The sequence below is a fragment of the uncultured Azohydromonas sp. genome (assembly GCF_937926365.1).
Taxonomy (GTDB): domain Bacteria; phylum Pseudomonadota; class Gammaproteobacteria; order Burkholderiales; family Burkholderiaceae_C; genus Azohydromonas.
Window position 1 is genome coordinate 31,100 of the sequence record NZ_CALAOH010000209.1, and the last position, 25,038, is coordinate 56,137.

At 71.1% G+C, this 25,038-nt stretch carries 21 protein-coding genes; 17 read left to right on the forward strand and 4 right to left on the reverse strand.

What is annotated here, in order from left to right; translation table 11 throughout:
* The first annotated feature begins 136 nt into the window (after positions 1 to 136).
* The 3 genes from Q0741_RS22545 to Q0741_RS22555 all read left to right on the forward strand — a co-directional run bounded on the left by Q0741_RS22545 (position 137) and on the right by Q0741_RS22555 (position 3,089).
* Positions 137 to 742, forward strand: a complete 606-nt coding sequence (locus tag Q0741_RS22545) for a hypothetical protein (protein WP_298235437.1) — start codon at positions 137 to 139, stop codon at positions 740 to 742.
* A 145-nt stretch (positions 743 to 887) separates the two neighbouring features.
* Positions 888 to 1,421 (forward strand): hypothetical protein, encoded by a 534-nt coding sequence (locus Q0741_RS22550; protein WP_298235438.1) that lies wholly within the window; start codon positions 888 to 890, stop codon positions 1,419 to 1,421.
* Positions 1,422 to 1,613: 192 nt separating this feature from the next.
* Complete coding sequence (locus Q0741_RS22555; RefSeq protein ID WP_298235439.1) at positions 1,614 to 3,089, forward strand: aldehyde dehydrogenase (NADP(+)); 1,476 nt, start codon at positions 1,614 to 1,616, stop codon at positions 3,087 to 3,089.
* Between the two features lie 260 nt (positions 3,090 to 3,349).
* On the opposite strand, the gene Q0741_RS22560 is transcribed toward Q0741_RS22555, so the two are convergent.
* Positions 3,350 to 3,979 (reverse strand): YidB family protein, encoded by a 630-nt coding sequence (locus Q0741_RS22560; protein ID WP_298235440.1) that lies wholly within the window; start codon positions 3,977 to 3,979, stop codon positions 3,350 to 3,352.
* Between the two features lie 140 nt (positions 3,980 to 4,119).
* Between Q0741_RS22560 and Q0741_RS22565 the strand changes: the two genes are divergently transcribed.
* The 6 genes from Q0741_RS22565 (at position 4,120) to Q0741_RS22590 (ending at position 10,928) form a co-directional block, all read left to right on the forward strand.
* Positions 4,120 to 5,520 (forward strand): acyl-CoA dehydrogenase family protein, encoded by a 1,401-nt coding sequence (locus tag Q0741_RS22565; RefSeq protein ID WP_298235441.1) that lies wholly within the window; start codon positions 4,120 to 4,122, stop codon positions 5,518 to 5,520.
* Between the two features lie 70 nt (positions 5,521 to 5,590).
* Positions 5,591 to 6,874: an acyl-CoA dehydrogenase family protein gene (locus tag Q0741_RS22570; RefSeq protein WP_298235442.1), complete on the forward strand. Its 1,284-nt coding sequence runs from the start codon at positions 5,591 to 5,593 to the stop codon at positions 6,872 to 6,874.
* Positions 6,875 to 6,908: 34 nt separating this feature from the next.
* Positions 6,909 to 8,267, forward strand: coding sequence for an LLM class flavin-dependent oxidoreductase (locus Q0741_RS22575; RefSeq protein WP_298235443.1), 1,359 nt, complete (start codon positions 6,909 to 6,911; stop codon positions 8,265 to 8,267).
* A gap of 39 nt (positions 8,268 to 8,306) precedes the next feature.
* Positions 8,307 to 9,116 (forward strand): MetQ/NlpA family ABC transporter substrate-binding protein, encoded by an 810-nt coding sequence (locus Q0741_RS22580; RefSeq protein WP_298235444.1) that lies wholly within the window; start codon positions 8,307 to 8,309, stop codon positions 9,114 to 9,116.
* An 8-nt stretch (positions 9,117 to 9,124) separates the two neighbouring features.
* Positions 9,125 to 10,294, forward strand: a complete 1,170-nt coding sequence (locus Q0741_RS22585) for a methionine ABC transporter ATP-binding protein (protein WP_298235445.1) — start codon at positions 9,125 to 9,127, stop codon at positions 10,292 to 10,294.
* Positions 10,275 to 10,928, forward strand: a complete 654-nt coding sequence (locus Q0741_RS22590; RefSeq protein ID WP_298235446.1) for a methionine ABC transporter permease — start codon at positions 10,275 to 10,277, stop codon at positions 10,926 to 10,928. Before Q0741_RS22585 ends, Q0741_RS22590 begins: the two co-directional genes overlap by 20 nt.
* Before the next feature lie 18 nt (positions 10,929 to 10,946).
* Here the strand turns inward: Q0741_RS22590 and Q0741_RS22595 are convergent, their stop codons facing one another.
* Complete coding sequence (locus Q0741_RS22595) at positions 10,947 to 12,878, reverse strand: PAS domain S-box protein (protein ID WP_367184165.1); 1,932 nt, start codon at positions 12,876 to 12,878, stop codon at positions 10,947 to 10,949.
* Between the two features lie 187 nt (positions 12,879 to 13,065).
* Here Q0741_RS22595 and Q0741_RS22600 point away from each other — a divergent pair, with 187 nt between their 5' ends.
* From Q0741_RS22600 to Q0741_RS22625, 6 genes are all read left to right on the forward strand, one after another.
* Complete coding sequence (locus tag Q0741_RS22600; protein WP_298235448.1) at positions 13,066 to 14,583, forward strand: YdiU family protein; 1,518 nt, start codon at positions 13,066 to 13,068, stop codon at positions 14,581 to 14,583.
* Between the two features lie 215 nt (positions 14,584 to 14,798).
* Entirely contained in the window at positions 14,799 to 14,927 is a 129-nt protein-coding gene (locus tag Q0741_RS22605) for a hypothetical protein (protein ID WP_298235449.1), read from the forward strand.
* An 8-nt stretch (positions 14,928 to 14,935) separates the two neighbouring features.
* Entirely contained in the window at positions 14,936 to 15,799 is an 864-nt protein-coding gene (locus Q0741_RS22610; protein WP_298235450.1) for a c-type cytochrome, read from the forward strand.
* A 15-nt stretch (positions 15,800 to 15,814) separates the two neighbouring features.
* Positions 15,815 to 17,206 (forward strand): cbb3-type cytochrome c oxidase subunit I, encoded by a 1,392-nt coding sequence (locus Q0741_RS22615; RefSeq protein WP_298235451.1) that lies wholly within the window; start codon positions 15,815 to 15,817, stop codon positions 17,204 to 17,206.
* The gene (locus Q0741_RS22620) at positions 17,206 to 18,018 is read left to right on the forward strand and encodes a CbbQ/NirQ/NorQ/GpvN family protein (RefSeq protein WP_298235452.1); all 813 of its coding nucleotides are present in this window, start codon (positions 17,206 to 17,208) and stop codon (positions 18,016 to 18,018) included. Before Q0741_RS22615 ends, Q0741_RS22620 begins: the two co-directional genes overlap by 1 nt.
* A gap of 21 nt (positions 18,019 to 18,039) precedes the next feature.
* Positions 18,040 to 20,016, forward strand: coding sequence for a VWA domain-containing protein (locus tag Q0741_RS22625; RefSeq protein ID WP_298235453.1), 1,977 nt, complete (start codon positions 18,040 to 18,042; stop codon positions 20,014 to 20,016).
* 9 nt (positions 20,017 to 20,025) lie between these two features.
* Here Q0741_RS22625 and gdhA read toward each other — a convergent pair whose 3' ends face one another.
* Positions 20,026 to 21,369, reverse strand: coding sequence for an NADP-specific glutamate dehydrogenase (gene gdhA / locus Q0741_RS22630; RefSeq protein ID WP_298235454.1), 1,344 nt, complete (start codon positions 21,367 to 21,369; stop codon positions 20,026 to 20,028).
* A gap of 100 nt (positions 21,370 to 21,469) precedes the next feature.
* The gene (locus Q0741_RS22635) at positions 21,470 to 22,486 is read right to left on the reverse strand and encodes a GlxA family transcriptional regulator (protein WP_298235455.1); all 1,017 of its coding nucleotides are present in this window, start codon (positions 22,484 to 22,486) and stop codon (positions 21,470 to 21,472) included.
* Positions 22,487 to 22,633: 147 nt separating this feature from the next.
* Between Q0741_RS22635 and Q0741_RS22640 the strand changes: the two genes are divergently transcribed.
* Positions 22,634 to 23,701 (forward strand): class I SAM-dependent methyltransferase, encoded by a 1,068-nt coding sequence (locus Q0741_RS22640; protein ID WP_298235456.1) that lies wholly within the window; start codon positions 22,634 to 22,636, stop codon positions 23,699 to 23,701.
* A gap of 123 nt (positions 23,702 to 23,824) precedes the next feature.
* Positions 23,825 to 25,030 carry an acyl-CoA dehydrogenase family protein gene (locus Q0741_RS22645; protein ID WP_298235457.1) on the forward strand — a complete coding sequence of 402 codons (1,206 nt, stop codon included), beginning with the start codon at positions 23,825 to 23,827 and terminating at the stop codon, positions 25,028 to 25,030.
* The last annotated feature ends 8 nt before the right edge of the window (positions 25,031 to 25,038 follow it).

Here is a 25,038-nt window from a genome sequence, read left to right on the forward strand (position 1 = left end):
CGCGCCACGCGGGCCGCGCGACACGGCACAAGTTCACTTGAACCACCGCGCCGGCCGCCGCAACGCAGTGGCGCAATGACGCTGCGCCAGGCTTTGCCGCCCGGCGCGCGGGCAGCAACCGCAGCAAGGAGATGGCATGAACGCTGTGCATGGACTGGGCGCGCTGGTACTGGCGCTGGTATCGGGCGGCGTGGGCTGGATGCTGCATGCACCGGAGGCGCCGCCGCCCGCGCCCGCCACTGCCGCTGCCGAGGCAGCCGAGGCAGCCGAGGCGCCGTCCTCGCGCCTGTCGGTGCTGGCCTGGCCGCAGCCGGCCGAGGAGCCCGCCCGCGCCGAGCAGGCCGGCTGCGCCGGCAAGGACGCCGCCACGACCGCCGCGGCACCGGTGCAGCCCCCGCGGGACGACACCCCGGCCGAGCGCCTGGCGCGTGCGCTGCGCGGCGGCAGCGAGCAGCAGCGCTACGACGCGCTGCTGCAGGCCCGCTCCGAGGGCGAGCCGCTGCCCGAAGCGCAGCTGATGCAGCTCATGGCGCAGGACCCCTCCGAGCGCGTGCGCCTGCTGGCCTTCGACAACTACATCGAGGCCCAGTCGGGTGACCTCGACGCGCTGCGCAGCGGACTGCAGGCCGTGCTGCGCATCCCCCACACCGCACTGCAAGCCAAGGCGCGCGAGCAGCTCGACGGCATCGAGCAGCTCTACCAGCACAACGCCGCGCTGGGGCAGCAGCAGTACCAGCAGTAGCGGCGCCCCGCTCCCCGACCTCCTGACCCGCCTCGCCGCCGCGCATGACGCGGCGCGGGCCGGGCCTTGCCTCTCCCACAGCACCGCGCCCGGCCGGGCATGGCGCGCGGTGGCTGTCCTCCCCTGCCCGGCCAAGGAGACCCTCATGAGCAAGCTCTCCCGCTTTCCCGTCGCATCCCGTGCGCTGCTGGCCGGCCTGATCGGCGCGGCCGCCCTGGCGGCAGCGGTGCCGGCCCAGGCCGAGATCCTGGTGACCATGACACGCCAGGGCAACTTCTCCGGCTTCGGCGCCGGCGGCACGCTGATGCCGCTGAAGCCGGATGGCGCCACCCAGACACCCGCCTTCAACGTGCCCGCCGGCGGCCGCTTCATCGTCAGCTACAGCGCCGAATGCTCCAATGACGCCCCCGGCACCACGAGCTGGGTGACGCTCGAGATCCGTGCCGTCAACGTCAACACCGGCGCCGTCAAGGTGCTGCCGCCCACCAACACGGCCGGCGGCCAGGACGCGTTCTGCACCTCCAACGGCACGGCCGGCCACGACGGCTGGGCCACGCAGACCGTCATCGCCACCGGGGTGCAGCTGCCGGCCGGCAACTATCGCATCCAGGTCCTGGCCCGCACCGTCAACGGCGGCACCGGTTGGCTGAGCGACAGCTCACTGGTGGTGTGGCGCTGAAACCGGCGCACGCCCCCGGCAGCCGGCGCGCCCCGCGGGGCACGCCGGCCATATCCCCTTTGCAGCCCAGCATGCGGAACAGCATCCCTGCCGCCCCGGCGGCCGGGGACTAAGCTGGAGGCATCCCCCTTGCACGGCCCGGCCTGTCCGGGCCGCTGCCATTTCGGACCACGGATTCACAAGGAGCCCCACATGCTGCAATCCATCGACGCCCGCACCCACGAAGCCTTCGGCGAGCCGCTGGCCGAAACCACCATCGAAGAGATGAACCAGGCCGTGGCCGCCGCCGCCGCGGCGGCCGACGGCTGGGCCGCCTCGGACGCCGCCACCCGCGCCGCGCTGCTGCGCGGCCTGGCCGATGCGCTGGAAGGCCGGCGCGAGGCACTGGTCGAGCTGGCCGACCGCGAGACGGGCCTGGGCCCCGTGCGCCTCAACGGCGAGCTCGACCGCACCGCGTTCCAGCTGCGCGGCTTCGCCAGCCAGGCGGAAGCCGGCGCGCCCTACACCTTCACCGACGACCCGGCCGTGGCCGGCGCCCCGCCCGCGGGCCGTCCGCGCCTGACGCGCGTGCGCGTACCGGTGGGGCCGGTGGCGATGTTCTCCGCCAGCAACTTCCCCTTTGCCTTCTCCGTGCTGGGCGGCGACACCGCCTCGGCGCTGGCCGCCGGCTGCCCGGTGGTGGTGAAGGCGCACCCGGCGCATCCGCAGCTCTCGCGCGAGGTGTTCGAGCTGGCGCGCGGCGTGGTCGCGGCCCAGGGGCTGGACGCCGGCGTGCTGCAGATGGTGCAGGGCGGCTCGATCGAGCTGGGCGTGGCGCTGGTGCGGCATCCGCAGATCCAGGCCGTGGCCTTCACCGGCTCCTTCCGCGGCGGCGCGGCGCTGCAGGCCGAGTGCAACGCGCGGGCGCAGCCGATCCCCTTCTACGGCGAGCTGGGCTCGATCAACCCGGTGGTGGCCCTGCCCTCGGCGCTGGCGGACAAGGGCGCGGAGCTGGCCAAGACGCTGGCGGGCTCGATCGCCATGGGCTGCGGCCAGTTCTGCACCAGCCCGGGCGTGATCGTGGTGCAGCAGGACGCCGCCTCGCAGGGCTTCGTGAAAGCCTTTGCCGAAGCGCTGGCGGCGCAGACGCCGCACGCGATGCTCACGCCCGGCATGCGCAAGGCCTTCGACGCCGGCGTGGCGCGGCTGGCGAGCCACGAGGGCGTGAAAACGCTGGTGGCGGTGGACCACGCCTCCACGACCATCGCCCCGACGCCGCTGCTGGTGGAGACGAGCGCCGAGACCTTCATCGGCAACCACGCGCTGCGCGAGGAGGTGTTCGGCCCGGCCGCGGTGGTGGTGCAGGTGCGCTCGGCCGACGAGGCGGTGCAGGTGCTCAAGGCCGTGGGCGGCAGCTTGACGGTGACGGTATGGGGCGCGGAGAGCGCCGGCGAGGAGGCGCAGCGCATCGTGCGCGCGGCGATGCAGGTGGCGGGCCGGGTGCTGTTCTCCGGCGTGCCCACGGGCGTGGCGGTGACGGCGGCGCAGCACCACGGCGGCCCGTGGCCGGCATCGACGCAGCCCTTCACCACCTCGGTGGGCTACGCCGCACTGGACCGCTTCCTGCGCCCGGTGGCGCTGCAGGACGCGCCGGAGTGGCTGCTGGAGCGGGAGGGGCGGATTTGCTGAGCTGAGCGGCGGCCGGGGCGCATCCCGCGGGCTGCCGCGGTGCCGGCTATCCCGGCGAAGGCCGGGGGCTATGCCGGCAGCGCGTCATCCGCCACCTGGACCACCGCCACATCTACTCATGAAATCCTCTTGATCAGTGCCAGCACACGCCGGCGGCTTGACGCCGGGGCACGCGAGTGTCGGTGCGTTGCGATGGCGGCGACATCCTTCCGGTGGCCAGGTGGCGGCGGCAGGAAGAAGGATGAGGAGCCCCGCGCAGCTCAGCCCCCCAGCCGCCGCACGAAGTCGTCGATGCTGTTGTTCAGATCGTCCTCGCCCAGCAACTGCCCTTGCGGCGTGAAGCGGTCCACCACCTCGGGCAGCAATTCGGACAGGCCCAGCCGCGCCTCGTCCTCGCTCACGCCCGCCTCGCTGGCGATCTCGGCCAGCTGCTGCTGGTCGAACACCTGCGACAGCGCCTCCGGCGGCAGCGGCTCGTTGGCTCCCGTGCCAACCCAGGACTGCACCTGCTGGCCATAGCCCTGCTGGCTCAACTGGCCCAGCAGCGCAGCCAAGCCGCCCAGGCCCGCCAGTCCACCGAGACCTCCCAGGCCGCCCAGGCCGCCGCCTGAAGCGCCTCTTCCGGCCAGCCCGCCCAGCAGCTCGCCGAGGCCACCCAAGCCGCCGCCCAGGCCGCCACCCAGGCCGGGCGTCGAACCTCCACGGCGCCGGTTGGCCAGTAGGTTCAGCACGATGGGCAGCAGCGCCATCAGCACCTGCGTGCTGACGCGTCCGCCCGGGGCCTGCCCCATGGGCACGCCGCCCCCTTGGTTCCTCCCGCCCGGTCCGCCAAGTCCGCCCAAGCCCCCCTGTCCGGCGAGTCCGCCCAGGATCTGGTCCAGCAAGCCCATGATTGCGCTCCTGTGTTGCATTGATAGAACCCCAACACTAGCACCCCCTGTGCCGCCCGCTCCCAGCGTGCAACGCCGTGCCACCCGCAATTCATGCGCGGCACGAATTTCCAGCGCAAAAAATCAGATAAGAAACCCGCTTGATCCCGCTCATACCCGTATGCGAATCCGTTCGTTCGGGAATTCCCCTGGTCTACCTAGCATCACCCCATCCAATTTCCAGGAGGGGAACAGCCCGGCCGGTTCGGGAACCCAGGAGCTTCCATCATCGAGCTCCCGGGACGAATTTCGAACCCGCCGCGCTGCAAATCGACATGAGCGAACTGACCATAGCCCACCCCAAGGCAAGTGCACGTGAGGAATCATCCCTTGGCGTGCCCGAATTGAAAAACCGCGCCACCGCGCTGCTGCCCGAATTGCGCCAGGGGGCGGAAGAAAGGGAGTTGCGGCGCCAGCTGCCGCATGAGCAGATTCGCCGCATCGGCAGCGAGCGGCTGCTGACCTGGCGCATTCCCAGGACTTACGGTGGCCCGGGCGCGTCGGTGCGCGAGACGGTGCAATTCGTCATCGACGTGGCGGCCGTGGATTCCAACATCGCCCAGGCGCTGCGGCCGAGTTTCCTGTTTGTCGAGGGCTTGCTGGCGAATGGGGACGAAACGCTGCGCCGGCGCTGGCTGCCGCGCTATTTGCGCGGCGACGTGTTCGGCAATGCCGGCTGGGAAATCGGCGGGGCCAATGGCGCCATCAGTGCGCGCATCGTGCGCGACGGCGAGCGTTATCGCGCCACCGGCAGCAAGTACTACAGCACCGGCAGCCTGTATGCGGACTGGATCAGCGCCGCGGCGCTGGATGAAAACGGGCACGAAGTGAGATTCATGTTGCCCGTGCACCGCAGGGGCCTGGAGTTGATTGACGATTTCGACGCCATGGGCCAGCGCCTCACGGCCAGCGGCACCACCCATCTCGTGGACGTGGAGGTATTGCCGGAAGAAATCATCCCCTCGCCGCTGCAACTCGAGGGCCAGAGCCGGCGCAGCATCGTGACGCCCTTTGCCCAGCTTTTCCTGGCCGCGGTAGAGGCCGGGGTGGCGCGCAATGCGCTGGCGGACGCGGTGAATTTCGCGCGCCACCATGCGCGGCCCATCAAGCACAGCTCGGCCAGCCGCTCGGTGGACGACCCCTACGTGGAATTCAGCGTGGGCGAGATCTCGGCCCAGGCTTATGCGGCCGAAGCCGTGGTATTGCGCGCGGCAGAGCGGATCGACGCGGCCTGGGTCGAAGGGCTGACGGAGGAATCCATCGCCGCCGCGGCCATCGAGGTGGCACAGGCTCAATATGTGGCCGCCGCCGCGGCACTGAAAGCCGCCGAATTGATATTCGACGTGGGCGGCGCCTCCACCACGGCCCGCAAGCACAACCTCGACCGCCATAGGCGCAATGCCCGCACGGTAGCGAACCACAACCCGCGGCAATGGAAAGCCGCCGCCGTGGGCGCGTGGCACCTCAAGGGCACGCCGCCACCGCTGTCGGGACTGTTCTGATTTCCTGGCGCCACCCCTAGCCGCGCCGCGCGCGGCGGCGCCATCTTTATCTGCTCCGCATCACACCACCATGCCCCACGCCGACGTGACGCTGCGCCATTCCTCGGACGAGGCCCTTGCCGCCTACGCCGATGAATTGGCCGCGGAAATCGCCAAGACCGCGCGTTTCTATGACGATGCCGGCGATTTTCCTTCCGAACATTTCGACCTGCTGCGCGATCGCGGCGCCCTGAAACTCACCATTCCCAAGGAATTGGGTGGCCGCGGCTTGTCGCTGTACGAGTTTCTGCTGTTCCAGGAACGGTTGGCTCAGGGCAGCGCCTCCACCGCGCTGTCGCTGGGCTGGCACCTGATGGCTTTTGCCTACCTGAGTTTCGACCTGCACTGGCCACGGCCGGCATTCGAAAAACTGTGCCGCGGCGTGGTGCGGGACGGCGACCTGGTCAACATATTGGTCACCGAGCGCGACGCGGGCAACCTGCTGCGCGGCGGCCAAGCTTCCACCACCGCGCGCCGCACGGCGCAGGGCTATGTGATCAACGGCCGCAAGGCTTTCTGCTCGGCAGCACCCGCACTCAAGCAAATGATCATTTACGCCTGGGTCGAGGAGGAAGGCCGCATGGCGGAATTCCTGGTGCCTCGCTCGGACCGGGTGCGCGTGATCCGCAACTGGAACAGCCTGGGCATGCGCAGCACCGGCAGCGACGATATGGAGTTCGACGAGGTGCTGGTACCGCACGAGGCGCGCCTGGGCGACGTGGTGAAAGGGCAGCCCAGCAGTTTCACCACCGGCAGCCGGGTATTCGGGCTGCAGATCGCGGCGGTGTATCTCGGCATCGCGACATCGGCCCGGAATTTCATCCTCGATTTCGCCAACCGGCAGCACAGCGCCAGCCTGGGCGGCAGCATCCTGGAGGCGCCGCAGGTGCAGCAGAAGATCGGTGAAATCGAGCTGCTGCTGGCCTCGTCCAAGACCCAGCTTTACGGGCTGGCCGCGCATTGGGAGCGCCACGACGCGCTGAAACACCGGCTCCACAACGAGGTGTGGGCCACCAAATACACCGTGACCAACAACGCGGTGCGCGTGGTGGAACTGGCCATGAGCATTGCCGGCGGGCACGGCCTGTCGCGCGATTTGCCGCTGGAGCGGCATTTCCGCGACGTGCTGTGCGGGCTGCACAACCCGCCGCAGAACGACATGGTGATTTCCACGCTCGCGCAGTCGGCCGTCCAGGCACAGCGCGGGCGGCGCGAAGCCGGGTATTCGCCACGCCCGGCGGCAAGCGCGGCCCATTCAACGCCCGCTCCTGAAATTCCCAGGCCGACCCGCGTGGCGGAAGCCGCCGCGCACTGAGTTCCGATTTTTCTTTTCTCACCCACGGATCGCCATGGCCCGCAAGCACATCGTCCTCAACGCGTTCAATGAAAACTGCGTGGGGCACATCAACCACGGCCTGTGGACGCACCCGCGCGACCGCAGCACCGAATACAACACGATCGAGTACTGGACCGACCTGGCCTGCACGCTGGAGCGCGGCCTGTTCGACGGGCTGTTCATTGCCGACATCCTGGGCGTCTACGACGTCTACAACGGCGGCCTGGACCTGACGCTGCGCGAGGCGGTGCAATTGCCCATCAACGACCCGACGCTGCTGGTGTCGGCCATGGCGGCAGCCACCACGCACCTGGGCTTCGGCGTCACGGTCAACGCGCTGTCGGAACATCCGTACCTGCTGGCGCGGCGCTTCTCCACGCTGGACCACCTCACGCGCGGACGCTTCGGCTGGAACATCGTCACCGGCTACCTGGACAGCGCGGCACGCGCCATCGGGCTGGACAACCAGCTGCTGCACGACGAGCGCTACGACCGCGCCGACGAGTGCCTGGAAGTGCTCTACAAGCTGCTGGAAGGCAGTTGGGAGGACGGCGCGGTGCGCCGCGACCGGGAGCACCGCGTCTTCGCCGACCCGGCGCGGGTGCACGCGGTGCGGCACCACGGCCGCTTCTATGACGTGGAGGGCGTGCACCTGAGCGAGCCCTCGCCGCAGCGCACGCCGGTGCTGTACCAGGCCGGCACCTCGGGGCGCGGGCAGCGCTTCGCGGCGCGGCACGCCGAAGCCGTCTTCGTCGGCGGCATCCACAAGCCGGCCGTGCGCGAGACGGTGCAGTCGCTGCGCGCGGCGGCGGCGCAGGCCGGGCGGCGGCCGGAGGACGTGAAGATCGTGCTGGGCGTGAGCGTGGTGCCCGGCGCCACCGCCGCCGAGGCGCACGACAAGCACGCGGAGTACGTGCGCTACGCCAACCCCGAGGCGGGCCTGGCGCACTTCGCCTCCAGCGTGGGCGTGGACCTGGCGCGCTACGGGCTGGACGACCCCATCCAGCTGGACACCACCAATGCCATCCAGTCCGCCGCGAAGGCGATACAGCAGCTCGGCGGCACGCGGCGCAAGCTGCTGGAGCACTTCGAGCTCGGCGGCCGCTACCCGGCCATCGTGGGCGACGCCGCGCAGGTGGCCGACGAGCTGCAGGGCTGGGTGGAAGAGACCGGCATCGACGGCTTCAACCTCACCCGCACGGTGGTGCCCGAGAGCTTCGAGGACTTCGTGGACCTCGTGGTGCCCGAACTGCAGAACCGGGGCCTGCACAAGAGCGCCTACGCCCCGGGCAGCCTGCGCCACAAGCTCTTCGGCGAGGGCGACCGCCTGCCCGAACGCCACGCCGCGGCGCAGTTCCGGCGGCTGCGCTGAGCCCCTTTCCCTCTTCCCACAAGAAACACACCCATCACCATGAAACCCACCCGACTGCTCACCACCTTCCTCGCCAGCTTCCTCGTCTGGGGCGCCGCGCAGGCGCAGACGCTCAAGGTCGGCGCCTCGGCCGGCGTGCACGCCGACACCATGGAGGCCGCCGCGCGCGAGGCGCGCAAGCAGGGCCTGGACGTGAAGGTGATCGAGTTCACCGACTGGACCACGCCCAACACCGCGCTGCAGGCCGGCGACCTGGACATCAACTACTTCCAGCACCAGGCCTTCCTGGACAACGCCATCAAGGAGCGCGGCTACAAGTTCGCCGTGGCCGGCATCGGCGTGCTGCCCAACATCGGCCTGTTCTCCTACCGCATCAAGAAGTTCGAGGAGCTCAAGGACGGCGCCCGGGTGGCCGTCGCCAGCGACCCGGTGAACCAGGGGCGCGGCCTGGCGCTGCTGGAGAAGGCCGGCCTCATCAAGCTCAAGGACGGCGTGGGCGTGCGCGGCACGGTCAACGACATCGTGTCCAACCCGAAGAAGCTCAAGTTCGCCGAGGTGGAAGGCCCGCAGCTCGTGCGCGCCATCGACGACGTGGACCTGGCGCAAGGCATCCCCGCGCACTTCGTCAGCGCCGGCAAGCCGCAGGTCGCCACCGCCGGGCTGCTCTACACCGGCGTGTCGGACGTCTACTTCGCCATCCGCTTCGTGACCCGGCAGGACAACGTGAACGACCCGCGCGTCAGGAAGTTCGTGAAGATCTTCCAGGAGTCCAAGGCCGTGCGCGACGAGGTGCATAAGCTCTTCGGCGGCGAGGCCAAGCTCTACTCCCTGCCCTGGCTGCACCAGTGAGCCGCGCCATGTCAGCCACGCCGTGGGCCATCGCGCCCAGGACTTCCTTCGTGCCGGCGCGGACGCCGGGCCCTCCGGATGCGCCCTCAACCAGCGCGGACACCCCGGCGGACACGCCGCGGCGCCCGGCAGGCGGCTCGGTGCGCTTCGAGCAGGTGGGCAAGACCTACCGCGCCTGCGCCGGCCCGGTGCAGGCGCTGGAGGGCATCAGCCTGGACATCCGCGCCGGCAGCATCTTCGGGATCATCGGCCGCAGCGGCGCGGGCAAGTCCAGCCTGCTGCGCACCATCAACCGGCTGGAGCGGCCCAGCAGCGGGCGCGTGCTGGTGGACGGGCAGGACCTCGCCACGCTGGACGAGGACGGCCTGGTGCAGCTGCGCCGCCGGGTCGGGATGATCTTCCAGCATTTCAATCTGCTCTCGGCCAAGACGGTGTTCGAGAACGTCGCGCTGCCGCTGCGCGTGGCCGGGGCCAAGCCGCAAGCCATCCGCGAGCGCGTCAGCGAGCTGCTGGCGCTGGTGGGCCTGCAGGGCAAGCATGACGCGTATCCCGGCCGGCTCTCGGGCGGGCAGAAGCAGCGCGTGGGCATCGCGCGCGCGCTGGTGCACCACCCGGAGATCCTGCTGTGCGACGAGGCCACCTCGGCGCTGGACCCGGAGACCACGCAGTCCATCCTGGCGCTGCTGCGCGACATCAACCGCCAGCTGGGCCTGACCATCGTGCTGATCACGCACGAGATGGGTGTGATCCGCGAGATCTGCGACGAGGTGCTGGTGCTGGAGAAGGGCCGCATCGCCGAGACCGGGCCGGTGTGGAAGGTGTTCGGCGCGCCCGCGCACGACGCCACGCGCGCACTGCTGCGTCCGCTGGAACAGTCGCTGCCGCGGGAGCTGCAGCAGCGGCTGCTGGCGCAACCGCCGGCCGATCGGCCTTCAAGGCGCGTGCTGGAGCTGGTCTACACGGGCGAAGGCGGCATCGAGCCCGACCTGGCGCGGCTGGCCGCCGCGCTGGGCGGACCGGTGCAGCTGCTGCACGGCGGCGTGGACCGCATCCAGGGCCACAGCCACGGGCGGCTGGTGATCGCCGCCGCCAACGCACAACCCCTTGCCGCGGAGCTGGAAGCGCTGCGGCTGTGCCATCACGCCAGGGAGCTGGGCCATGTCGCCGATCATGATTGACCGCCTCATCGAGGCGCTGCTGGACACGGTGCTGATGGTGGGCACCTCGGCGCTGATCGCGCTGCTGGCGGGCATCCCGCTGGCGGTGCTGCTGGTGCTCACGGCGCCGGGCGGCGTGCTGCCGTGGCCGCGCTTCAACCGGGTGGCGGGCGCCATCGTCAACGCCTTTCGCGCCACGCCCTTCATCGTGCTGCTGGTGGCGCTGATCCCGCTGACGCGGCTGATCACGGGCACGACCATCGGCATCTGGGCCGCGGTGGTGCCGCTGTCCATCAGCGCCACGCCCTTCTTCGCGCGCATTGCCGAGGTGAGCCTGCGCGAGGTGGACGCCGGGCTGATCGAGGCGGCGCAGGCCATGGGCTGCCGTCGCCGGCACATCGTGTGGCACGTGCTGCTGCCCGAGGCGCTGCCGGGCATCGTGGGCGGCTTCACGATCACGGTGGTGTCGATGATCGGCGCCTCGGCCATGGCCGGCGCGGTGGGCGCCGGCGGCCTGGGCGACCTCGCCATCCGCTACGGCTACCAGCGCTTCGACACCACGGTGATGGCCGTCGTCATCGTCGTGCTGGTGGCGCTGGTGAGCCTGGTGCAGTTCACGGGCGACTTCTGGGTGCGGCGGTTGAAGGGGCGCTGAGGCCCGCCCACCCGAGGGCTACGGGGACGGGGCCTGCCGCCCGGCGGCGTTCGCCAGCACCCGCTGCAGCTCCTCGATGCCCACGGGCTTGGTCAGGTGGGCCTGGAAACCCGCCCGCGCGGTGCGGCGCCGGTCCGTCTCCTGGCCGTAGCCGGTCATGGCCGCCACGAACAGCGGCCCCGGCATGGCCTCGCGCAGTTGCCGCAGCACCGAATAGCCATCGCCATCGGGCATGTTGAGGTCGAGCAGCACCAGCTGGGGCTGGAAGTCCTGGGCCGCCTCGACCGCGTCCCGCGCCCCGTACACCGCCTGGGCCTCGTGGCCCAGCAACTGCAGCAGCGACACCATGGTGTCGGCCGAGTCGCGGTTGTCGTCCACCACCAGCACGCGCCGGCTCACGCCCGGGGCGTCGCCTTCCGGCGGCGCCTGGGACTGTGGCGGGCGGGCGTCGGACGCCTCCAGCGGCAACCGCATCGTGAACCGGCTGCCGTGCCCCGGCCCCTGGCTGAAGGCGGACAACGCGCCGCCATGCAGCTCCACGAGCTTGCGGGCCAGCGACAGCCCGATGCCCAGGCCGCCGTCGCCGTGCCCGTGCGGCGGGCCCTCCTGCTCGAACAGGCCGAAGATGCGCTCCAGCGCCTCGGCCGCGATGCCTTGCCCGGTGTCCTCCACCGTGGTCACGCACGCGCCGTCCTCCACGCTGACCGTCACCCGGATCCCGCCACCCGCGGGCGTGTAGCGCGAAGCGTTGTTCAGCAGGTTCTGCAGCGACTGCGAGATGCGCGTGGCATCGGCGCTCATCCTCAGCGGCGAGTCCGGCAGCTCCACCTCCAGCCGCTGGTTGCGCAAGGCAACCACCGGTCGAACCGCGTCCAGGCTGGCGTCGACGACGTCGCGGTAGTCGATCGGCTCGGTGCGCAGCACGATCTTGCCGTTGACGATGCGAGCCACGTCCAGCAGGTCGTCGATCAGCCGCGTGAGGTGGCCCAGCTGGCGGTCGATGATCTGGCGCACGCGCACCAGCGGCGCGGGCAGCGCGGGCATGCGCTGCATGATCTCGCTGGCGTTGCGGATGGGCGCCAGCGGGTTGCGCAACTCGTGCGCGAGCATGGCCAGGAACTCGTGCATGCGGCGGCTGGAGTGCTCGAGCTCCTGCATGCGGCGCTGCTCGGTGAGGTCGCGCGTGACCTTGGCGAAGCCGCGCAGCACGCCGGTGTCGTCGCGCACCGGCGTGATGACGACATTGGCCCAGAACTGGCTGCCGTCCTTGCGCACGCGCCAGCCCTCGGCTTCCAGCCCGCCGGTGCGGCGCGCGCCGTCCAGCTCGCTCTGGGGCACGCCCGCGGCCACGTCCTGCGCGGTGAAGAACATCGAGAAGTGCTGCCCGACCACTTCGCCGGCCGTGTAGCCCTTGATGGCCCGCGCGCCCGCGTTCCAGGTCAGCACGCGGCCCTCCGGGTCCAGCATGAAGATGGCGTAGTCCTTGACCGCCTCCACCAACAGCCGGAACTGCGCCTCGCTGCGGCGCAGCGCCTCCTCCTGGCGCTTGCGCTCGCTGAGGTCGCGCGTGACCTTGCCGAAGCCCACGAGCCGCCCGCGTGCGTCGCGCAGCGCCGTGATGACGACACTGGCCCAGAAGGTGCTGCCGTCCTTGCGCACGCGCCAGCCTTCGTCCTCGAAGCGGCCCTGCGCCGCGGCGCGCCGCAGCTCCTCCCGCGGCCAGCCGCGCTCGACGGCCTCGGCCGGATAGAACAGCTCGAAGGAGCGGCCGATGATCTCGTCGGCCTCGTAGCCCTTCAGGCACCGCGCGCCGGCGTTCCACGTCTGGATGCGCCCGTCGAGGTCGAGCATGAAGATGGCGTAGTCCTGCACGCTGTCAACGAGCAGGCGGAACCGGTCATCCGACCGGGACAAAGGCTGGGAAGACACAAGAGGGACGGCTGATTGCACGGCTTGGGGCAAACGGCAACAGCAGCAAGCCGCGCGCCCGGTGTTGGATACCTTGGCAACCCTGGGAGCGGCCTGGGGCGAGGCTGCTGCCTGGCGCCAAGCCCGGCGGGCGATGCGCCACTAGACCTTGGCCCGGTCCGGAATCGTGGCCACCGTCACACTGGCGTTTTGAGCGCCAGCCTTCCCCATGACCGCCTTCAATTTCCGTTTCGACAACACCTATGCCCGCGACCTGCCGGGCTTCTACGTGCCCTGGAAGCCCGCCACCGTGACGGCGCCGCGGCTGCTGTTCCTCAACCGCGAGCTGGCCGAGGAGCTGGACCTGGATGCGGCCGCACTCGACAGCGACGAGGGCGCCGCACTCTTTGCCGGCAACCAGCTGCCCGAAGGCGCTGAGCCGCTGGCGCAGGCCTATGCCGGGCACCAGTTCGGCGGCTTCTCGCCACAGCTCGGCGACGGGCGCGCGCTGCTGCTGGGCGAAGTGATCGATCACAACGGACGGCGCCGCGACATCGCGTTCAAGGGCTCGGGGCGCACGCCCTTCTCGCGCGGCGGCGACGGCAAGGCCGCCATCGGGCCGATGCTGCGCGAGGTGCTGGTGGGCGAAGGCGTGCACGCGCTGGGCATCCCGACCACGCGCGCGCTGGCCGTGGCGGCCACGGGCGAGCCGGTGATGCGCGAGCGCGTGCTGCCCGGCGCGGTGCTCACGCGCGTGGCGCTGAGCCACCTGCGCGTGGGCACCTTCCAGTTCTTCGCGGTGCGCGGCGACCTGGACAAGCTGCGCCAGCTCGCCGACTACGCCCTCTTGCGCCACGACCCGGACCTGGCCGGCACCCCCGACCGCTACCTGGCGCTGCTGCGCCGCGTGGCCCAGCGGCAGGCGGCGCTGGTGGCGCGCTGGATGAACGTGGGCTTCATCCACGGCGTGATGAACACCGACAACATGACCATCTCGGGCGAAACCATCGACTACGGCCCGTGCGCCTTCATGGAGGCCTACGACCCGGCGGCGGTGTTCAGCTCCATCGACCAGCACGGCCGCTACGCCTACTCGAACCAGCCGCTGATCGCGCGCTGGAACCTGGCGCGGCTGGGCGAGACGCTGTTGCCGCTGATCGCCGCGGACGAGTCCGACCCCGCCACCGCCGAGGCCGTGAAGCAGGCGACGGCCGTGATCGACGACTTTCCCGCCCTTTACGATGCGGCGCTGCTGCAGGGCCGGCGCGCCAAGCTGGGCTTGGCGCGCGCCGAGGCGAGTGATGCCGAGGCCGACTCGGTGCTGGCCGAGGATCTGTTGCATCTGATGCACGGCCTGGGCGTGGACTTCACGCTCGCCTGGCGCCGCCTGGCCGACGCGGCCGAAGGCAACGAGGCACCGCTGCGCGCGCTCTTCGGCCAGGCGCGCAAGCTCGACGACTGGCTCGCGCGCTGGCGCGGGCGCTGTGCCACGGAGGATGCCGGCGCGGACGAGGCCGGCGCACGGCGCGCGCAGCGCATGCGCCGGGTCAACCCGATCGTGATCCCGCGCAACCACCTCGTGGAGGAGGCGCTGGCCGCGGCCTCGGACCACGACGACCTCGGCCCGCTCAACCGCATGCTGGAAGCGCTGCGCAACCCCTTCGAGGAAACGGCGCAGAACGCCCGCTACGCCGAGCCGGCGCCGGCCGAGGTGACCGCTTGCTATCGCACCTTCTGCGGGACTTGATCGGAATCCCGCGACGCTCTCAAACCTTCCTACCCCGTTCGGGCCGAGCCCTTCGACAAGCTCAGGGCGAACGGGAAAGGTTTCGTTTGAGGCCTTCCTGAGACCCGTTCCGGCCCCTCAACGCAGGGAGCGATACACGCCAGAGGACCGCACCGGCATGGTGCTTGCCCTCCTGGGCCCGCGGCTGCACGGCTTGCAGCCCGGGAGGCACGTCTATGGATGAACCGACCAAGGGCCACGGCCCGCTCAAGGCCGCGGCCGCCGTGGTGCTGGCCCTCATGGCGCTGGCCATGGGATGGGGCGCCTACGTGTCCATGGCCCACTGGGCCGGCATCGGCGTGTAGGGCGTGCGATGGACAAGAGGCAAGCCCGATTCTTCGCCATCGGCGCCACCGCCGTTTCCGCCCTGGTGTTCGGGGCGCTCACGCTGGACAGCCACCGGCAGTTCGACCGGCTCACCAATGCCCAGAACCTCACGCCGCAGGTCGTGGCCGGCAAGGACGTTTGGCACAAATACAACTGCATCAACTGCCACACGCTCTTCGGCGAAGGCGCCTATTACGCGCCGGACCTGACCAAGATCACGCAGCACCGCGGCGAGGCCTATCTCACCGCGTACATGCGCGACCCCTCGCAGTTCTATGACGAGCAGCGGCACCGCCGCCTCATGCCGCGGCAGAACCTGTCCGAGCAGGAGATCAAGGACCTGATCGTCTTCCTGGACTGGGTCAGCAAGGTGGACAACCAGGGCTGGCCGCCGCGGCCCATCCTCGTGACGGGCGCCACCATCCCCGGCACCGACATGAGCGCGGCGCAGCGCTCCCAGACCGAGCCACCGGAGCAGGCCCTGCCGCCCGGCGCGCGCCCGGTGGCGCCGGCGCAGGACAACCCCATCGCGCTGGGCCAGGCGCTGTTCCGCTCCGTGCAGCCGGCCTGCAACGCCTGCCATTCGGTGGCGCCGGGCGTGAACATGGCCGGGCCGACGCTGGCAGGCCTCGCCACGCGCGCCGCGCAGACCGTGGCCGACCCGGGCTACAAGGGCGGCGCGCGCGACGTCGAGGGCTACATCCGCGAGTCCATCGTGCAGCCCAGCGCGCACCTGGTGCCCGGGGCGATGTACTCGGCCAACGGCCAGTCCTTCATGCCCACCACCTATGGCAGCCTGCAGCCGCAGCAGATCGACCAGCTCGTGGCCTACCTCGCCACGCTCAAGTAACGCAAGGGAGACGCCATGAGATACCGCTCGCAGGCCGTGGCCTACTGGTACTTCGCGGTGGCGATGCTGCTGTTCGGGCTGCAGCTGGTCTTCGGGCTGCTGTCGGCGGCCAAGTACCTGGGGCCCGATCCGCTGCTGTACGTGCTGCCCTTCGACGTCACCAAGATGATCCACACCAACCTGCTGGTGGTGTGGGTGCTCACGGGCTTCATGGGCGCGACGTACTGGATGGTGCCCGACGAGAGCCGCACCGAGCTCTACAGCGTCAGGCTGGCCTACATCCAGCTCGCGCTGTGGGTGGTGATGGGCGTGACCGCCGTCATCGGCTACCTGTTCCGCTTCGGCACGGGCAACAAGCTGCTGGAGCAACCATTGCCGCACAAGCTCGTGATCGTGGTCGTGATGCTGATGTTCCTGTGGAACATCCTCATGACCATCCGCAAGAGCGGGCGCTTCACGGCCACGGAGGGCGTGCTGCTGCTGGGCCTGGCGAGCGCGGCGGTGCTGTACCTGCCCTCGCTGCTGGACTTCGACAACTACACCGTCAGCATCTTCTACCGCTGGTGGACGATCCACCTGTGGGTCGAAGGCGTGTGGGAAATGATCCAGGGCGGCTTCCTGGCCTACCTGCTGATCCGCCTCAGCGGCGCCGACCGCGAGGTGATGGAGAAGTGGCTCTACGTCATCGTGGGCCTGGTGTTCATCGCCGGCATCCTGGGCACGGCGCACCACTACTACTGGGTCGGCGTGCCGTACTACTGGCTGCCCATCGGCGGGCTGTTCAGCGCGCTGGAGCCCGTGGCGCTGGTGGGCATGGCGATGTACGCGTACGGCGCCCTGCGGCGCTCGGGGATGTCGCATCCGAACACGCTGGCGCTGCACTGGACGCTGGGTAGCGCCGTGTTCACGCTCTTCGGCGCGGGGCTGCTGGGGCTGGCGCACACCTGGCCCAGCGTCAACAAGTGGACGCACGGCACGCTGATCACGGCCATGCACGGGCACGCGGCGTTCTACGGCGCCTACGCCATGGTCGTCATGGCCATGATCAGCTACGCCCTGCCCTCGTTCACGCCGGGCCGGCGCGAGCAGGGCTCGGCCATGGGCTACTGGGCCTTCTGGCTGCAGCTCGCGGGCATGTTCGGCATGACGCTGTCCTTCGCCACCGCGGGCATTGCGCAGGTGTACCTGGAACGCATCATGGGCCTGGGCTACCTGGACTCGCAGCTCAAGATCCAGGTCCATTTCCTGATGCTCATCGCCACGGCCAGCCTCTTCACCGTGGGCGTGGCACTGTTCATCTGGGACTTCTTCCGCTTCGCGCCACGGCTGCGGGTCATCGCGGAGGACGAAGCCACCAGCGCGAGCGCCGCGGCCGCGCGCGTCGGTGCGCAGCGCCGGCCGGCCTGATGGGGGACGCACGCGGAGACGGGGCGCACGCCGCGGGCGACGCGCCCTTCTACCTGCCCCAGCGCGACGAGTGCGCGCTGTTCGAGCGCTGCCACGCGCAGCGGCTGGCCGTGCTGCTCAAGGGCCCCACGGGCTGCGGCAAGACGCGCTTCGTGGAGCACATGGCGTGGCGGCTGGGGCGTCCGCTGGTGACGGTGGCGTGCCACGACGACCTCGCCGCCAGCGATCTCGTCGGGCGCTACCTCGTGCACCACGACCGCACCGCCTGGCACGACGGGCCGCTGGCGCGGGCGGTGCGCGAGGGCGCCATCTGCTACCTCGACGAGGTGGTGGAGGCGCGCCAGGACACGGTCGTGGTGCTGCACGCGCTCACCGACCACCGCCGCATCCTGCCCATCGACAAGACCGGCGAGCAACTCGCGGCACCGCCGGGGTTCATGCTGGTGCTGTCCTACAACCCGGGCTACCAGCGCATGGTCAAGGACCTCAAGCCCAGCACGCGGCAGCGCTTCGTGGCGCTGGAGTTCGACTTTCCCGCGCCGGCGCAGGAGGCGCGCGTGGTGCAGCGCGAGTCCGGCTGCGCCGAGGGCGACGCCGTGGCCCTGGTGCAGCTGGCGCAGCGGCTGCGCCAGCTGCAGGCGCAAGGACTGACGGAGCTGCCGGGCACGCGGCTGCTGGTGGCGGCGGCGCGGCTGGTGGCCGCCGGGACCGACCTGCGCACGGCCTGCCGCGTGGCGCTGCTGGCGCCGCTGTCGGACGACCCGGTGCTGCTGCAGGCGATGCAGGAGCTGGTCGAAGCCAGCTTCGCGTAGCGGCGCCCGGGACGCCCGCGCATGGCCGAAGCCGAGGACGTCCTCGTCGATGCCGCCCGCCACGCCGTGGCCTGGGTGCAGGCGCGGCGCGTGCGCGCTCCCGATGCGGCACAGGGGCTGGCGGAGCTCGCGCCGCGCCTGGACCTGCTGCTGCGCGCCGTGCATGGACGGCCTTTCCCGCTGCGCGTGGCGCAGCCGGGTGTGCCGCCGACGCTGCTGGCGCGCTGGTGGCGCGGCGAGGTCCAGCGCCCCGCCCTGCCCGGCACCGACGGCACGCGGCTGTGGCTGCCGCCCGCGCTGCCCGGCGTGCCCGAGGACGCCATCCCGGCGCTCTACCGCGCCATGGCGCTGCAGCAGGCGGCGCGTGCGCAGCGCGGCTCGCCGCAACGGGCCGCCGCGCTCCTGCCGGCCGAGCGTGACGCCTTCCTGCTGCTGGAGACGCTGGCGGTGGAGGCCGCGCTGCTGCACGCCCTGCCCGGCTTGAGCGGCCCCTTGCAGGCGCTGCGTGACGCGGCCCTGGCGCGCCGGCCACAGCCGCAGGCGCTGGCCGAGGCGTTCCAACGGCTGGAGCACACGCTGCGCGCGCGGTGGCAGGCGCCACTGAGCGCGGCCGTCGCACCCGCCCCGGCCGAGCTGGTGTCCGAAGCGCGGGCGCTGGTGGCCGGCCAGCCCGGCGCCCGGCTGCACGCGGATTGGTGGAGCGGCGAATGGCGCATGCCGGAGCCGGGCGCGTCCGGCATGGCCGCATGTGCGTCGGCGCAGCACGAGGAGGACGGCGACGGGCCGCCACGCAGCGCCCAGCTGCGGCGGCGCCCGCGCGTGCGCCAAGCGCAAGAGGGCGAGGACGACGCGTCCCCCGGCGCCTGGATGGTGCAGACGGCACAGCCCCAGGAAAAGGCCGAGGACCCGGCAGGGCTGCAGCGCCCGGCGGACCGCGACACCCAGGAGCCCGCGCAGTCGCACGCCGAATCGCTCGCCGAGCTGGACGCCGCGAGGCTGGTACGCACGCCGCAGCGCGCGCAGGAGGTGCTGCTGTCGGACGACCCGGTGCCAGCGACGCCGGCCCAGGCCCTGCCGCGGCGCACGCCCGCCCATGGCGAAGCGCAGCGCTTCGAGTACCCGGAGTGGGACCACCGCCAGCAGGCGTACCGCCGGCCCGGCACGACGGTCTGGGTGCGCGCCGCCGAGCCCGGCTCCCGCGGCTGGGTCGAGCGCACGCTGCGCGAGCAGCACGCGCTGCTGCAGGGCCTGGTGCGGCGCTTCGAGCTGCTGCGCTCGCGCCGCGTCACGCTGCGCGCGCAGGCCGAGGGCGACGAGGTGGACCTGGACGCGCTGGTGCAGGCGCGCGCGGACTTTCGCGCCGGGCTGCCGCTGAGCGAGCGCGTGTACCGCAGCCAGCGGCTGCTGCGGCGTGACATGGCGTGCGTGGTGCTGGTGGACATCAGCGGCTCCACCGACGGCTGGCTGGCCGGCAGCCGCCGCGTCATCGACGTCGAACGCGAGGCCCTGCTGCTGCTGGCCCTGGCGCTCCAGCGCCTGGGCGAGCCCCATGCCCTGATGGCCTTCAGTGGCCGCGGCTCCCACCGCGTGACCCTGTGGCAGCTCAAGGGCTTCGAGGAGCCCTCCAGCGAGGCGGTGCTCGCGCGCATCGCCGGGCTGGAGCCGCAGCACTGCACGCGTACCGGGGCGGCGCTACGCCATGCCTCGTGGTTGTTGTCGCAACGTGCGGAGCACCACCGGCTGCTCCTGTTGCTGTCCGACGGCAAGCCGCAGGACGACGGCGGCTACGAGGGCGCCGCGGCGGTGCAGGACCTGCGCCGCGCGGTACTGGAGGCGCGGGCGCAGGGGCAGCACCCGTTCGCGCTGACGGTCGAGCGCCAGGCCGCGGACTGGATGCCCAGGGTGTTCCCGCCCGGACACTGGGCGCTGCTGCAGCAGCCCGAGCGGCTGCCCCTGCTGGTGCTGCAGTGGCTGCGCCGGCTGCTCATGGCGCCCTGAGGGCCGGGATCAGGCCACGCCTTGCCGCAGCATCGCGTCGGCCACCTTGACGAAGGCGGCGATGTTGGCGCCGTCCACGTAGTTGACCGAGCCGTCGTCGCGCCGGCCGTGGCGCACGCAATGCATGTGGATGTCCTTCATGATCGCGTGCAGCCGCTCGTCCACCTCGGCGTGCAGCCAGGACAGCCGCATGGCGTTCTGCGTCATCTCCAGGCCCGAGGTCGCCACCCCGCCGGCGTTGCTGGCCTTGCCCGGGGCGTACAGCGTGCGCGCGTCCAGGAACACGTTGACCGCCTCCAGCGTGGAGGGCATGTTGGCGCCCTCGGCCACGCAGCGCACGCCCTGCCGCACCAGCAGCCGCGCGTCGTCGCCATCGAGCTCGTTCTGCGTGGCGCAGGGCAGCGCGACGTCCACCGGCACGTGCCAGGGCCGGCGGCCGGCCTCGAACTGCAGCCCGTGGCGCTCGGCAAAGGCCGACAGGCGCCCGCGCTGCACGTTCTTCCACTCCATGATCTCGCCCAGCTGGTCCGCCTGCAGGCCCTGATCGACCACGAGCGTGCCTTCGGAATCCGACAGCGTGACCACGCGCGCGCCCAGCTCGATGGCCTTTTCCGCCGCGTACTGCGCCACGTTGCCCGCGCCCGAGATGGACACGCGCAGCCCGTCGAAGGCCAGGTGCTCGCGGTGCAGCATCTCCTGGGCGAAATAGACCGTGCCGTAGCCGGTAGCTTCCGGGCGCATCGCGCTGCCGCCGAAGGACAGGCCCTTGCCGGTGAACACGCACGAGGCGTCGTTGCTCAGCCGCTTCATCATCCCGGCCATGTAGCCGACCTCGCGCGCGCCCACGCCGATGTCGCCCGCGGGCACGTCGGTGTCAGGGCCGATGTGGCGGAACAGCTCGAAGATCAGCGCCTGGCAGAAGCGCATGACCTCGCCGTCGCTCTTGCCCTTGGGGTCGAAGTCCGAGCCGCCCTTGCCGCCGCCCATGGGCAGCGTGGTCAGCGCGTTCTTGAAGGTCTGCTCGAAGCCCAGGAACTTCAGGATCGACAGGTTCACCGACGGGTGAAAGCGCATGCCGCCCTTGTACGGGCCGATGGCGTTGCTGTGCTGCACGCGCCAGGCGCGGTTGACCTGCACCTCGCCCTTGTCGTCCACCCAGGACACGCGGAACTGGATGGCGCGGTCGGGCTCGACCAGGCGCTCCAGCAAGGCCTGCTCGGCGTAGTAGGGGTGCTGCTGGATGTAGGGCCACAAGCTGCCCATCACCTCCTCGACCGCCTGCAGGAATTCGGGTTGATGCGGATCGCGCGCCTTCAGCGCGCCCAGGAAATCGGAAAGGTTTGCAAGCTTCAAGTCATTCCTTTCATGGCGGCTGCACCGGGACGCTCCGGTGGCCTGGGAGCAGCAATGGCCGAGCCAGGGGCCTTGCGGCGCGGCCGTCCCTGCCCCGCCGCTACGTCCGGGCGAATGCCGGAATGCTGAAGCGCCGCCGGTACGCGCCCGGCGCCATGCCGGTGGTGCGCTTGAACAGGCGGCGGAAGAAGGCGGCGTCCTCGTAGCCCACGCGCCAGCCGATCTCGTCCACCGGCGCATCGGTGCGCTCCAGCCGGCGCTTGGCATCCTCGATGCGCAGCCGCTGCACGTAGGCGATGGGCGTGAGCCCGGTGGCCGCGGCGAAGCGGCGCTTGAAGGTGCGCTCGGCCAGGCGCGAGCGCTTGACCATCTCCTCCACGGGGTTGGCCATGGAAAAATGCGTGCTCAACCACTTCTGCGCCTGCAGCACCTCGGCGTCGCCGTGGTCGCTGCGGCCCTCGAACACCATGTAGGGCGTGAGCCCGTCCTGGTGCCACTGCAGCGCGAACATGCGCGCGACCGCCTGCGCCGTGGTGGCGCCGGCGTGGCGCGCGATCAGGTACAGCACCAGGTCGTGCCAGGTGTTCGACGCGCCGGACGTGACCAGCTCGTCGTGCTGCCCCGAGATCACGAGCACGCGCTCGGGATGGACCGTGACGGCCGGGTACGTGGCGGCAAAGGTGCGCGCGTACTCGAAATGCACGGTGGCGTCCCGGCCGTCGAAAAGCCCCGTCTCGGCCAGCAGGAAGATGCCCGAGCAGGCCGAGCACAGCAGCGCGCCGCGCGCGTGCATGGCGCGGGCCCACTCCACCACGCGCGGATGGCGCCCCGTCCCCCAGCCCTGCGGCCTCACCACCACGGACGGCACGATCACGATGTCGCTGGCCGCGATGTCGCCGATGCAGCGCTGCACCTGCACGGGCACCCCGCTGGCCAGCATCAGCGGGCCCATGGCCTCGCCCACGATCTCGACCTGGAACGGCGCCGGCAGGCCCATCAGCGCGAAGGCGTTCAGAACGTCGTACAGGCCGAACAGCGTGGACACCGCGGCCTCGGGCAGGGCCACCAGGCTGACGTGGCGCGGAGCCGCTGCGGCAGGGCTGTTCGCTCGGATCATGGCCTCGGTTTCCTTCGGCGCCGCCGCGCCGGCGTGGCACGAACGGACCGATTTTGGGCGATTTAGCCTCTTCGTCCGAAGAGGCGCCCTCGCCACCATGGCTGCCACGGTCCCCGCCTCGGGCGCCGATGAAAGGAAGCAAAGACCATGGACACGGCCACCATCGATCAGCACAAGCTGGACGCCTTCGTCACGCGCGCCATCGGCGACATCGCTTCCGCCTACGGCGGCGTGATGGTGAGCCTGGGCCATCGCCTGGGCCTGTACAAGGCGATGGCCGGCGCCGGGCCGGTCAGCGCCGCGGAGCTGGCCGCGCGCAGCGGCTGCGCCGAGCGCTACGTGCGCGAATGGCTCAACGCGCAGGCCGCGGGCGGCTACGTGGACTACCACGCCGCCAGCGGCACCTTCGAGCTCACGGCCGAGCAGGCGCTGGTGCTGGCCGACGAGGACAGCCCGGTGTTCATCCCCAACGCCTGGCACGTGCCGGCGTCGATGTGGTTCGACGAGGACAAGACGCTGGAGACCTTCCGCACCGGCAAGGGTTTGGCCTGGGGCGAGCATGACGCGCGGCTGCACTGCGGCGTGGCGGCCTTCTACCGCAACGGCTACAAGGCCTGCCTGGTGCCGCAATGGCTGCCCGCGCTGGAGGGCGTAGTGGAACAGCTCGAAGCGGGCATCAGCGTGGCCGACGTGGGCTGCGGCCACGGGCACTCGACGGTGCTGATGGCGCAGGCATTTCCCAACTCGCGCTTCCACGGCTTCGACGTGCACGCGGGCTCGATCGCCGAGGCCCGGCGCAACGCGGCCACGGCCGGCGTGTCCGACCGGGCGAGCTTCGAGGTGGCGCCGGCCGTGGGCTACCCGAACCGGCACTACGGGCTGGTGTGTTTCTTCGACTGCCTGCACGACATGGGCGACCCGGTGGCGGCGGCACAGTACGCCTCGGAGGTGCTGGCGCCCGGCGGCACCGTGCTGCTGGTGGAGCCCTTCGCCCCCGACCGCTTCGACGGCCAGCCCGACACCGTGGCGCGGCTGTACTACTCGGCCTCGACCACCATGTGCTGCGCGCACGCCATCTCCGAGGGCGGCCAGCTGGTGCTGGGCGCCCAGGCCGGCGAGGCGCGGCTGCGCGAGGTGTTCCGCAAGGCGGGCTTCACGCATTTCCGGCGCGCGGCGCAGACGCCGTTCAACCTGATCCTGGAAGCGCGGCGCTGACGGCGGCACGGGGCTGAGGGCATCCCAGCTCCCCGCATAAGCACGCTCGGAATGCGTCGTTGTCGCGGCCAAGGGGCCCCTCCTAGACTGAATTCAGTCGAATGAAAACCGAGGAACATGCCCTTGCACCGCACCCCCACGGGCCCGGCCGCGGCCAGCCTGGCCGATCCGGCGGAAGTCGAGCTCGCAACCGAAGCGCTGGCCCGAGCACTGGAGGAAAGCGCCGTCGCACGCGACCAGCGCGGCGGCCACGCCCGCGAGGAGCGCGAGCTCATCCGCGGCAGCGGCCTGCTCAACCTGACCACGCCGCGCGCCTTCGGCGGCTGGGGCCACCCCTGGCAGCTCTTCTTCCAGGGCCTGCGGCGCCTGGCGCAGGTGGACAGCGCGCTGGCGCACGTGTACGCCTTCCACCACCTGCAGGTCGCCACGGTGCTGCTGTACGGCACGCCGGAGCAGCACGAATACTTTCTGCTGCCCACGGTGAACGAGCGCCTGTTCTGGGGCAACGCGCTCAACCCCAACGACAAGCGCGCGCTCGCGCACGATGACGGCGACGGCTTCATCGTCCACGGCCCCAAGAGCTACTGCTCCGGCTCGGTGGGCTCCGACCAGCTCACCTTTTCCGCCTGGCACGAAGCTTCACAGAGCCTGCTCATCGCCGCGCTGCCCAGCCGCCACCCGGGCATCAGCATCCACGGCGACTGGGACGCCTTCGGCCAGAAGCAGACCGACAGCGGCACCGTCACTTTCAACCAGGTGCGCGTGCAAGCACATCAGGCGCTGGTGCGCCCGGGCACCGTGCCACGCCCGCGCGCCACGCTGCGCGCGCAGATCGCGCAGCTGGTGCTCGTGAACCTCTATACCGGCATCGCCCAGGGCGCGCTGGCGCAGGGCCTGCGCTACACGCGCGAATCCTCGCGCCCCTTCCTCGCCTCGGGCGTGGCCCGCGCCGTGGACGACCCCTACGTGCAGCACCGCTACGGCGAGCTGTCGGTGCTGGTGCGGCCGGCCGAGGTGCTGGCCGACCTGGCGGCGCACAAGCTCGACCAGGCGCTGGCGCTGGGCGAGGACGTCACGGCCCCGGACCGCGGCGAGGTGGCCGTGGCCGTGGCGCAGGCCAAGGCCGTGGCGCACCGCGCCGCCATCGAGGTCAGCACCCAGGTCTTCGAGCTCACCGGCGCGGGCGCGACGGCCTCGCGCCTGGGGCTGGACCGTTTCTGGCGCAACGCCCGCGTGCACACGCTGCACGACCCGCTGGACTACAAGCTGCGCGACCTCGGCCGCCACGCGCTGCTGGGCCGCTATCCGGAGCCCACGTCCTATTCCTGACCTGCTCT

What these genes read in the sequence shown, in the direction of transcription:
- Q0741_RS22545 (WP_298235437.1), top strand. Translation starts at nt 137, where the DNA reads ATGAACGCTGTGCATGGACTGGGCGCGCTGGTACTGGCGCTGGTATCG.
- Q0741_RS22550 (WP_298235438.1), top strand. Translation starts at nt 888, where the DNA reads ATGAGCAAGCTCTCCCGCTTTCCCGTCGCATCCCGTGCGCTGCTGGCC.
- Q0741_RS22555 (WP_298235439.1), top strand. Translation starts at nt 1,614, where the DNA reads ATGCTGCAATCCATCGACGCCCGCACCCACGAAGCCTTCGGCGAGCCG.
- Q0741_RS22560 (WP_298235440.1), bottom strand. Translation starts at nt 3,979, where the DNA reads ATGGGCTTGCTGGACCAGATCCTGGGCGGACTCGCCGGACAGGGGGGC.
- Q0741_RS22570 (WP_298235442.1), top strand. Translation starts at nt 5,591, where the DNA reads ATGCCCCACGCCGACGTGACGCTGCGCCATTCCTCGGACGAGGCCCTT.
- Q0741_RS22575 (WP_298235443.1), top strand. Translation starts at nt 6,909, where the DNA reads ATGGCCCGCAAGCACATCGTCCTCAACGCGTTCAATGAAAACTGCGTG.
- Q0741_RS22580 (WP_298235444.1), top strand. Translation starts at nt 8,307, where the DNA reads ATGAAACCCACCCGACTGCTCACCACCTTCCTCGCCAGCTTCCTCGTC.
- Q0741_RS22585 (WP_298235445.1), top strand. Translation starts at nt 9,125, where the DNA reads ATGTCAGCCACGCCGTGGGCCATCGCGCCCAGGACTTCCTTCGTGCCG.
- Q0741_RS22590 (WP_298235446.1), top strand. Translation starts at nt 10,275, where the DNA reads ATGTCGCCGATCATGATTGACCGCCTCATCGAGGCGCTGCTGGACACG.
- Q0741_RS22600 (WP_298235448.1), top strand. Translation starts at nt 13,066, where the DNA reads ATGACCGCCTTCAATTTCCGTTTCGACAACACCTATGCCCGCGACCTG.
- Q0741_RS22605 (WP_298235449.1), top strand. Translation starts at nt 14,799, where the DNA reads ATGGATGAACCGACCAAGGGCCACGGCCCGCTCAAGGCCGCGGCCGCC.
- Q0741_RS22610 (WP_298235450.1), top strand. Translation starts at nt 14,936, where the DNA reads ATGGACAAGAGGCAAGCCCGATTCTTCGCCATCGGCGCCACCGCCGTT.
- Q0741_RS22615 (WP_298235451.1), top strand. Translation starts at nt 15,815, where the DNA reads ATGAGATACCGCTCGCAGGCCGTGGCCTACTGGTACTTCGCGGTGGCG.
- Q0741_RS22620 (WP_298235452.1), top strand. Translation starts at nt 17,206, where the DNA reads ATGGGGGACGCACGCGGAGACGGGGCGCACGCCGCGGGCGACGCGCCC.
- Q0741_RS22625 (WP_298235453.1), top strand. Translation starts at nt 18,040, where the DNA reads ATGGCCGAAGCCGAGGACGTCCTCGTCGATGCCGCCCGCCACGCCGTG.
- Q0741_RS22635 (WP_298235455.1), bottom strand. Translation starts at nt 22,486, where the DNA reads ATGATCCGAGCGAACAGCCCTGCCGCAGCGGCTCCGCGCCACGTCAGC.
- Q0741_RS22640 (WP_298235456.1), top strand. Translation starts at nt 22,634, where the DNA reads ATGGACACGGCCACCATCGATCAGCACAAGCTGGACGCCTTCGTCACG.